The sequence below is a fragment of the Devosia sp. genome (genome assembly GCF_040509215.1).
In the GTDB taxonomy this organism is placed as follows: domain Bacteria; phylum Pseudomonadota; class Alphaproteobacteria; order Rhizobiales; family Devosiaceae; genus Devosia.
This window is the reverse complement of the sequence record NZ_JBEVLL010000354.1, coordinates 1-8,438: the sequence shown is the minus strand read 5'-3', so window position 1 is coordinate 8,438 and position 8,438 is coordinate 1. Positions and strand designations below refer to the sequence as shown.

Sequence of the window (8,438 nt, the reverse complement as noted above, 5' to 3'; positions counted from 1 at the left end):
ATCGTCGACCTGATCTACCAGGGCGGCATCGCCAACATGAACTACTCGATCTCGAACACGGCCGAGTGGGGTGAATATGTCACCGGTCCGCGCATCATCACCTCGGAAACCAAGGCCGAGATGAAGCGCGTTCTGCACGACATTCAGTCGGGCAAGTTCACCTCCGAGTGGATGCAGGAAATCAAGGCCGGCGGTTCGCGCTTCAAGGCCACCCGTCGCCTCGCCGACGAGCACCAGATCGAAGCCGTTGGCCACAAGCTGCGCGACATGATGCCCTGGATCAAGGCCGGCGCGCTGGTCGACAAGGCAAAGAACTAATCGCCACAATTGGTATCTAGAGACGGGGGCTTCGGCCCCCGTTTTCTTTTCTCCAGCGTCGAGAAGTCCTACCGATGAGCATCAGCGTCCTTCCCATCAATGGCGTCGATATCCGTTTCGTGCCGGGAGCTTGGCCGATGCCGGAGGATCTGCGTGCGTCGGTGTCTGGAGGGTGGGCTGCGATGCTTGAGGCCAACCCGCATCTTTGGGACGGCAGAATCCTGGGCGTATCGCCGCCGGTCATAGGCGAGGATGGCATATTGCGCTCGGAAGCGCGTGAAGATGCGTTTTCGGCTTTTCTGACCTGGCGCGAAGCTGGGTTTCCGGAGATAGGGCTTCGCAATCTCTTCGGCTCGGCGCTGGTTGTCTCGGCCGATGGCTTTCTCATTCTCGGCGTGATGGGCGACGACACCGCCAATGCGGGGCGAATCTACCCACCGGGTGGCTCGCTAGAGCCGCGTGATGTGTTGGAAGATGGGCGGGTGGATGTGGCGCGCTCGACGGAAATCGAGTTGGCTGAGGAGACGGGTCTCAACGCGTCCGATGCCCGGCTGGGCAATCTCGTCGCGGTGCTCGACGGGCCGCGTGTGTCTATTGGCCAGGCTTTTCATTTTGACGCTTCGGCGGAGGAGCTACTGGCCAAGATTCGCGCCGATCTTGAGCGTCAGGAGCATCGCGAACTCGCCGATGTCGTTGCGATCAAGCGTGCTTCCGATGCGGCGGGCCGGGGCAGGTAATGGCCTATACGGCGGAGCTGCTAGATGCATGGCAGGACGGCAAGATTTCGCTTTAGAACAGCCTCGCCAATGCAGTAGAACCATGCCGCGTGATGGAGGACAGCAGCATGGCTTTACCGGATTTTCCAGTTGAAGGTGGGTGTCAATGCGGCGCCGCACGCTATCGCATCAAGGCGTCACCTCTTTCGGTCTACAATTGCCATTGCAAGGACTGCCAGCGCTTTTCGGGCGCAGGTTGGTCGATGTCGATGATCGTCAAAAATGATGATTTCGAACTGCAGCAGGGCGAGATCGCACGCTATGACCGCACGGCTGAGAGCGGCAATGTCGTGCGCATGAATTTTTGCGCCCACTGCCATGGCTGGCTGTGGAACGACCCGCCGGCTGGGACCATCAAGGTGGTGCGGGCCGGCACGCTGGATGACATCGACTGGGCCGCGCCAGTGGGAAATATCTGGACAGACAGCAAGGCGGCCTGGGCGCATATTGACGCTGCCCAAGTCAATTTTCCAAAGGGCGCCTCCGACCGTACGCCGCTTTTCGACGCCTGGACCCGTTCGCATCAGGATTGAGTGACATGACCACCGAAGACGACATCGCCCTGGTGAAGCGCCAGGAGCTGGAACTGGTTCTGCCGGCGCTGGATGAGGCTGTGGCCTTTGAAATCGGCTCGGCCATTCGCGCCCGTGCCGTTGAGGAAGGGCTTTCCCTCGTTGTCGACATTCGCACCTGGGATCGGCAGTTGTTCTTTTCGGCAACGCCCGGCACCAGTGCCGACAATGCCGAATGGGTGCGTCGCAAGATCAATTCGGTGCGCCGTTTTCAGCGTGCCAGCTATCGGCTGGTGCTTGAGCGCGGCGAGGGGCCATTCTCTCCACAGTCGGGCGCGGATGTGGCTGACTATGTGATTGCTGGCGGTGGCTTTCCGCTGCGCGTGCCGGGGGCGGGGATCATCGGATCGCTGACCATTTCGGGCCTGCCGGGCCGCAAGGACCATGGCGTGGCCGTGGATGCGCTCTGCGACCATCTCGGTCGCCCGCGCGCCGATTATGCTTTGCCCGAGGCCTGAGAGATGAAGCTCGATTATCTGCTGCTTGACGTGTTTACGCGCGAGCGCCTGCAGGGCAACCAGCTCGCCGTTGTGCTCAAGGCGGATGGCCTGCTCGACAATGAAATGCAGGCCATTGCGCGCGAGTTCAACCTCAGCGAAACGGTGTTTCTGACCAAGCCGAGCAGCGAGCGCAATGCGGCTGGAGTGCGCATTTTCACGCCGTACCAGGAACTGCCCTTTGCCGGTCACCCGACCGTCGGCGCTGCCGTTGTGTTGGGCCTGCAGAACGATCGAAGCGCCGTGCGCATGGAAGAAAAGATCGGTCTTGTGACTGCGCTTTTCGAGAGAGCCGACAAGCGTTCCGGCGAGGCGCGCTTTGCGCTGCCGCGCTTGCCGACCAAAGTTGCCGACCTGACCGACAAGCTGGGCATTGCCCAGGCGCTCGGCATCGATATCGAAGAGATCGGCTGCGATGTCTATGCGCCGGTGGTCTATACGGCGGGAGTGACGTTCCATCTCATCCCGGTGCGCGACGCCCGGGTGTTGCAGCGCGTGAAGCCCAACATGGCGATGTTCGAGGACATCTTCTTCCACGATCACAACTCGGCCTATGTGTTCACGTTGACGCCGGAAGAGCCGGAGAACAATATTGCCGCCCGCATGTTCGGCATGGGCGTGGGCGAAGATCCGGGCACTGGCTCGGCCGCGGCCGCGCTGATCGGGCTGCTGTCGGATCAGGCCGATTTCGGCTCTGGCCAGGCGGACTATTCGTTGCGCCAGGGCAAGGAGATGGGCCGGCTCTGCCGAATCTCCCTGCAATTGCGTCGGGAAAGCGAAGTGCTGACGCATGGGGCGATTGGCGGGCACGCCGTGATCGTCGGCGAGGGTGTGCTGGATCTGGGGTAGGGGCCCCGGCCGGTATCACTTCGTTGACCAATGCGCCGCGGACATCGATAAAATCATATCAATACCGCGTTGCAGGCTTGCACGATGCGGCGAATTCGATCATGCTGACGTCAAATTAGAGAGTTTTCTCCATGCAGCGCCGTCGCGCCAAAGCTATCGCCATCACTCAGCAGCAGGTCCTCCAGACCAAGCTGTTGATTGCTGCTGGCATGCTGCTTTTGCCTGCGCTCCTTCTCCTTCTTATCAGCCCCTGATCACCGGCAGCTCGGATTAACGAGCGGGTCGTCAGGGGATATCGCCATAAACCGAACATCGAAACATGTCCGGTCCAGCGAGCCATTGCCTCGGGGCCGATAGGAAAGAATAGAAAAATGTCCGTTGCCAGCAACAGCAACAAAGAACGCGTCTTCATTTTCGACACCACGCTGCGTGACGGCGAGCAATCGCCCGGCGCGACGATGACGCTGGAAGAAAAGCTGCAGGTTGCCGACGCGCTCGACGAAATGGGCGTCGACATCATCGAGGCCGGCTTTCCGATCGCTTCCAATGGTGACTTTGAGGCCGTCGTGGCTGTCGCCAAGCAGGTGAAGAACGCGACAGTCGCTGGGCTCGCGCGCGCCATCACCGCCGATATCGACCGCGCTGCCGAAGCCGTGCGCCACGCCCGCAAGGGCCGTATCCACACCTTCGTTTCTACCTCGCCCATCCATCTGGCTCACCAGATGAAGAAGACCGAGGACGAGGTGATCGAGATCATCGCCCGTACCGTGGCGCAGGCGCGCAATCTGGTTGATGACGTCGAATGGTCGGCAATGGACGCGACCCGCACGCCTCTTGAATTCCTGAAGCGTTGCGTCGATACCGCTATCAAAGCCGGCGCGACGACCATCAACCTGCCCGATACGGTCGGTTATGCGGTGCCGGCAGAGCATTTCCAGATGTTCAAGACCATCATCGAAAGCGTACCGAACGCCGACAAGGCGATCTTCTCGGTACACTGCCACGATGACCTGGGCATGGCCGTCGCCAATTCGCTGGCCGGTGTGGCCGGCGGTGCGCGGCAGATCGAATGCACGATCAATGGCCTGGGCGAGCGTGCCGGCAATGCGGCGCTCGAAGAAGTGGTGATGGCGCTGCGGACCCGCGGCGATGCCATGCCGTTCTTCACCGAAATCGAGACCACCCAGCTCTCGCGTGCCAGCCGTATCGTATCGGCAGCGTCAAACTTCCCGGTGCAGTACAACAAGGCCATCGTGGGCAAGAATGCCTTCGCGCATGAAAGCGGCATCCATCAGGACGGTATGCTGAAGAATGCCGAGACCTATGAAATCATGACGCCGGCGAGCGTCGGCATCAAGGAAACCACCTTGGTGATGGGCAAGCATTCGGGCCGCGCCGCCTTCAAGGACAAGCTCAAGGAACTGGGCTACGAACTGGGCGACAATGCCTTCCAGGAAGCCTTCCAGCGCTTCAAGGACCTGGCTGACCGCAAGAAGCACGTCTACGACGCCGATATCATCGCGCTGGTCGACGACGAAGTCGGTTCCGTGGGCGATCGGATCAAGCTGGTCGACATGGAGGTCGTTTCCAAGACCGGCGGCGTGCACCGTTGCAACATGACCCTGTCGGTCGATGGCACCGAGACATCGGTGACCTATGACGGCACGGGTTCGGTGGATGCGATCTTCAACGCCATCAAGAAGGCCGTGGAGCAGGACCCGAATCTGGTCCTCTACGCCATTGACGGTGTCACCGGCGGCACCGACGCGCAGGCTTCGGCCCATGTGCGTCTCGAAATGAACGGCCGGATTGCCTCGGGCAATGCTGCCGAGCCTGATACGCTGGTGGCTTCGGCCCGTGCCTATCTCAATGCACTCAATCGCGTGATGATCGAGCGCGGGGCGTCAGCGCAGGGCGCATTGGCCGGCTAAACTCGCATCCAGCTTGCAAGGTCTTTGCTGCCCGGTTCTTCTGGGCAGCAAGGTTACGGGGGCGTGCAATGGGCTATGAGCTTGTGAAGGTTGGCGATCCTGCGGATTGGGCGGATTTTCACGCCATTCGCCGGGTTGAGCTGTTCGAAGCCAGAGGCCGCTTCGGGATTTACAATGACAACCACCCGGACGACTACGCGGACTTTGCTCATCCCTTTCTGCTGAAGCGGGATGGGGAGGCGCTGGGCACTGTCCGGCTTGATCTTTTTGGAAGCGGCCGGGCCGTCGTCCGCCTCGTGGCGATCACTGCGGCGGAACAGAAGCGCGGACACGGGCGCGTGATGGAATCGCTCGTGACCGAAGAGGCCAGGGCGCTGGGCGTGCACACACTACTTGTAAACGCCGTGGACAACGCATTGGGCTTTTACGAGAAGACCGGTTGGGAGCCGTTCGAATGGGACCCCAGTGAGCTCGAGAACAGTCCGCTGTCTTGCATCCAAATGAGGAAGCTGCTCTAGCCTGTCTCGGACTACCGCGCGAGGGCAGGATGTGGAGTAAAGCGGAATTTCGAGGAGCGGTCCTCGCTCTTGGCGGCGTGCTTGCCGTCATTCTTGCAATCACTTCAATTACGCCGGGATTGCCCGGCGAACTCTTGCTGCAGACCCTACGGTTTCACCTCGTGGCGCTGGGCCTGGTGCTCGCCTTTTTCATGGTGCTGTTCGGCGCCAAGTGGCGGGCGCTGCTCTTCCTTGGCGTGGTGGTCATCGCCTTTGCGCATGGCGCATTTTACGTCTGGCAGTTCGAAGCGCGGCGTGAAGAGCCGGTCGGCGCGCTACAGGCCGAGATGCGTTTCCTCAACTACAATGTGCTGAGCGGCAATCGAACGCCCGGCGATGCGGTCAACCTGATCGTCTCGACGGCGCCCGATGTGGCGCTGATCATGGAAACGCCTGGGGTCGTCGAGTATATCCCGCAGATCGAGGCCGCCTTGCCCTATCGGCTCGGCTGCGATCAGCCGATGACGTGCGATATCTCGATCTTTTCGCGCCACCCGATCGAGAATGGCCGGGTGCTCGACATTCCGCCGTTCCGGCGGGCGCGGCTTGCCATTGCGCCGATGACGATCGACGGCGTGGCGCTCACCGTCGTCGGCATTCATCTGTCGAAGCCATATTTCGACGAGGCCTCGCTGAGCGAGCTGTCCTATCTGCGCTACGTGATTTCCGAGATAGCGGGCCCCGTCGTGCTGTCGGGCGATTTCAACTCGGCGATCTGGGCCACTCCGGTCGCCTGGCTGGGGCGCGACCTGAACCTTATTCCTGCACCGAGCTATCCGGCGACCTGGCCTGTCGAACTGGGGGCATTCGGGGTTCCCATCGACAATATTTTCACGCGGGGGAATGCGCGGATTATCGAGGTTGCCGCGGGCGAAGATAGCCATGGTTCGAACCATCGCTATCTCCTGGCTCGGATTGGCTTCTACGCCGCGCCCTGAGCGGCGCGAATGGCCTGGGGCAGGCACTCGGCAAGGAGCGCCATATCGGCCTCCGGGCCAACGCTGATCCGGATGTGCTTGTCGAGCCCCGGCGTACCCGGCTTGCGGATGAAGACGCCGCGCAGGGCCAATTCTTCGAGAATCCTGGTCGCATAGGCGCCGTCGCGCCCGCAATCGACGGCGACAAAATTGGTGGCTGAGGGCAGGGCGACGAGGCCATTGTCTCTGGCGATGCCGGCAATGCGCTCGCGGGCGGCGGCGATATTGGCCTTGGCGGTGCGAAGGTAGTCCTGATCGGCCAGCGCAGCCATGGCGGCGGCCTGAGCGAGGCGGTTGACGCCAAAGTGGTTTCGCACACGGTTGAAGGCGCCGATGATCTTCCTGGGGCCCATGGCATAGCCCACGCGGATGCCGGCGAGGCCGTAGGCTTTGGAAAAGCTCCTGAGGCGCAGGAGGTTGCCCTTGCTTGTGTCGATGGCGGGCAGGGCGTCGTCTGGCGCCAATTCCCCATAGGCCTCGTCGAGCATGATGAGGGTTTCTTCGGGCACGGCAGCGATGAACTTTTCGACGTCCGCTGCGGGCCAGTAGGAGCCCATGGGGTTATCCGGATTGGCGACATAGACGATGCGCGGCTTCAGTCGCTGTGCGGCTTCGGCAAGGGCGCTGAGATCCTCGTGCGCGCCCGTATAGGGTACGAACTCGAGACGGCCGCCGTGGCCGACGACGTGATAGTTGAGGGTGGGATAGGCGCCGAGCGAGGTCAGCAGCACATCGCCCGGTTCCATGAAGAGGCGCACGATGAGGCCCATCAGGCCATCGACGCCTTCGCCGATGGTGACTTCATCGGGCGCGATGCCATGAAAGTCGGCGACAGCGACGCGCAGGTCGTAATTTTCAGGGTCGGGGTATTTCCAGATGCCCTCGGCGGCCTCTCGAATGGCGGCCAGAACTTTCGAGCTGGGGCCGAAGCCGGATTCGTTGGCGCCGATTCGTGCTCGAATTTTCACCCCGGTCTTGCGCTCGATGGCCTCCGGGCCGACGAAGGGTACGGTTTCCGGCAGTTTTTCGGCGATTTCCGTGAGTTCGGGCAGCGGCAATTGAAGGCTCCGACAAGAGGTGCGGTTAGGTTTTATCCCATCTCGGCTTCCAAGCCACGGGGAGATAGGTGCCGTCGCGGGAAGTTCTTAACAGCCAGATTAGGTGTTCATAACCGGCAGAGGCCCTTGGGCCGGGGCTCTCAAGCTGCGTTCGCGGCCGATGGCATTTGAACTAAATCGCAAGCAAGTCAGCAAGTCGTCGACAACTATGCGCGGTCACCCTTGGTCATGCGCCGATTCCCCCGGCGCTCTCAACTCAGCCCGTTTGAAAGGAGCAAAAGTGAACCCCACCTATTTGCTTGCTCGTGACCATTTGCAGCGTGCGGCGGTTATCCTGCAAGGCGCCGACCAGCAATCTCGCCAGTTGCGTCACATCATCGAGCGGACGATCGGCCTGATGGACGATTTCCGGCCCGAAGAGCCGGAACCGCGCGACAACGTCTTTGAACTGAACGCCTACCGCCACCTGCGGTCTTAAAAGTCCGCTCTCCCGGCCGGCGGGCCGGGATGGAGCACGATCTGTTGCGGCGCCCGATCGCGCCGCAAGAGGGCGGATCCAGAAGGATCACAGAAGCTTATCCACATATTGTGACGAAACGGACTAGACAGCCGAAAAGTCAGTTGGTAGAGAGGCGCCACTTTGGTGCCGGTCTTCAGAGACGGGCGCATAGCTCAGATGGTAGAGCAGCTGACTCTTAATCAGCGGGTCCAAGGTTCGAGCCCTTGTGCGCCCACCAAAGTCTTCCTTGTTGCAAGGATTTACGTGAGGCGACCTTCGGGTCGCCTCTGTCGTTTCTGGTCCCAAGATGGGACGGGGATAGTCGGCGAAACGCACTAGACAGCCGAAAAGTCGCTTGGTAGAGAGGCCCCACTTTGGTGCCGGTCTTCAGAGACGGGCGCATA

Annotated in this window: 10 protein-coding genes, 1 tRNA gene and 1 pseudogene; 11 read left to right on the top strand and 1 reads right to left on the bottom strand. The window is 61.2% G+C overall.

Going from position 1 to position 8,438, the window contains the following annotated elements:
• The 9 genes and pseudogenes from ABW043_RS20040 to ABW043_RS20000 form a co-directional block, all read left to right on the top strand.
• Positions 1-318 (top strand): annotated as a pseudogene (locus ABW043_RS20040) (ketol-acid reductoisomerase); the annotation flags it as partial.
• Positions 319-392: 74 nt separating this feature from the next.
• Complete coding sequence (locus tag ABW043_RS20035) at positions 393-1,055, top strand: hypothetical protein (protein WP_353922961.1); 663 nt, start codon at positions 393-395, stop codon at positions 1,053-1,055.
• A 107-nt stretch (positions 1,056-1,162) separates the two neighbouring features.
• Positions 1,163-1,627 carry a GFA family protein gene (locus ABW043_RS20030; RefSeq protein WP_353922960.1) on the top strand — a complete coding sequence of 155 codons (465 nt, stop codon included), beginning with the start codon at positions 1,163-1,165 and terminating at the stop codon, positions 1,625-1,627.
• A gap of 5 nt (positions 1,628-1,632) precedes the next feature.
• Complete coding sequence (locus ABW043_RS20025) at positions 1,633-2,124, top strand: heme-degrading domain-containing protein (RefSeq protein ID WP_353922959.1); 492 nt, start codon at positions 1,633-1,635, stop codon at positions 2,122-2,124.
• Positions 2,125-2,127: 3 nt separating this feature from the next.
• Complete coding sequence (locus ABW043_RS20020; RefSeq protein WP_353922958.1) at positions 2,128-3,012, top strand: PhzF family phenazine biosynthesis protein; 885 nt, start codon at positions 2,128-2,130, stop codon at positions 3,010-3,012.
• A 131-nt stretch (positions 3,013-3,143) separates the two neighbouring features.
• The gene (locus ABW043_RS20015; protein ID WP_291406996.1) at positions 3,144-3,266 is read left to right on the top strand and encodes a hypothetical protein; all 123 of its coding nucleotides are present in this window, start codon (positions 3,144-3,146) and stop codon (positions 3,264-3,266) included.
• A gap of 117 nt (positions 3,267-3,383) precedes the next feature.
• Entirely contained in the window at positions 3,384-4,943 is a 1,560-nt protein-coding gene (locus tag ABW043_RS20010) for a 2-isopropylmalate synthase (RefSeq protein ID WP_353922957.1), read from the top strand.
• A gap of 68 nt (positions 4,944-5,011) precedes the next feature.
• Complete coding sequence (locus ABW043_RS20005) at positions 5,012-5,461, top strand: GNAT family N-acetyltransferase (protein WP_353922956.1); 450 nt, start codon at positions 5,012-5,014, stop codon at positions 5,459-5,461.
• A 134-nt stretch (positions 5,462-5,595) separates the two neighbouring features.
• A complete protein-coding gene (locus ABW043_RS20000) occupies positions 5,596-6,438 on the top strand; it encodes an endonuclease/exonuclease/phosphatase family protein (protein WP_353922955.1) in 843 nt (280 codons plus the stop codon).
• On the opposite strand, the gene ABW043_RS19995 is transcribed toward ABW043_RS20000, so the two are convergent.
• Positions 6,423-7,535, bottom strand: coding sequence for a pyridoxal phosphate-dependent aminotransferase (locus ABW043_RS19995; RefSeq protein WP_353922954.1), 1,113 nt, complete (start codon positions 7,533-7,535; stop codon positions 6,423-6,425). The two genes, ABW043_RS20000 and ABW043_RS19995, sit on opposite strands and share 16 nt — an antisense overlap.
• Positions 7,536-7,815: 280 nt before the next feature.
• Here ABW043_RS19995 and ABW043_RS19990 point away from each other — a divergent pair, with 280 nt between their 5' ends.
• Together ABW043_RS19990 and ABW043_RS19985 are read left to right on the top strand one after the other, a co-directional pair.
• A complete protein-coding gene (locus ABW043_RS19990; RefSeq protein ID WP_035087139.1) occupies positions 7,816-8,013 on the top strand; it encodes a hypothetical protein in 198 nt (65 codons plus the stop codon).
• A 183-nt stretch (positions 8,014-8,196) separates the two neighbouring features.
• A tRNA-Lys gene (locus ABW043_RS19985) sits at positions 8,197-8,272 on the top strand.
• Positions 8,273-8,438: the final 166 nt, after the last annotated feature.

Bases quoted from the DNA above. Each gene is read 5' to 3' on its own strand.
- ABW043_RS20035 (WP_353922961.1), top strand. From the start codon at position 393: ATGAGCATCAGCGTCCTTCCCATCAATGGCGTCGATATCCGTTTCGTG.
- ABW043_RS20030 (WP_353922960.1), top strand. From the start codon at position 1,163: ATGGCTTTACCGGATTTTCCAGTTGAAGGTGGGTGTCAATGCGGCGCC.
- ABW043_RS20025 (WP_353922959.1), top strand. From the start codon at position 1,633: ATGACCACCGAAGACGACATCGCCCTGGTGAAGCGCCAGGAGCTGGAA.
- ABW043_RS20020 (WP_353922958.1), top strand. From the start codon at position 2,128: ATGAAGCTCGATTATCTGCTGCTTGACGTGTTTACGCGCGAGCGCCTG.
- ABW043_RS20015 (WP_291406996.1), top strand. From the start codon at position 3,144: ATGCAGCGCCGTCGCGCCAAAGCTATCGCCATCACTCAGCAGCAGGTC.
- ABW043_RS20010 (WP_353922957.1), top strand. From the start codon at position 3,384: ATGTCCGTTGCCAGCAACAGCAACAAAGAACGCGTCTTCATTTTCGAC.
- ABW043_RS20005 (WP_353922956.1), top strand. From the start codon at position 5,012: ATGGGCTATGAGCTTGTGAAGGTTGGCGATCCTGCGGATTGGGCGGAT.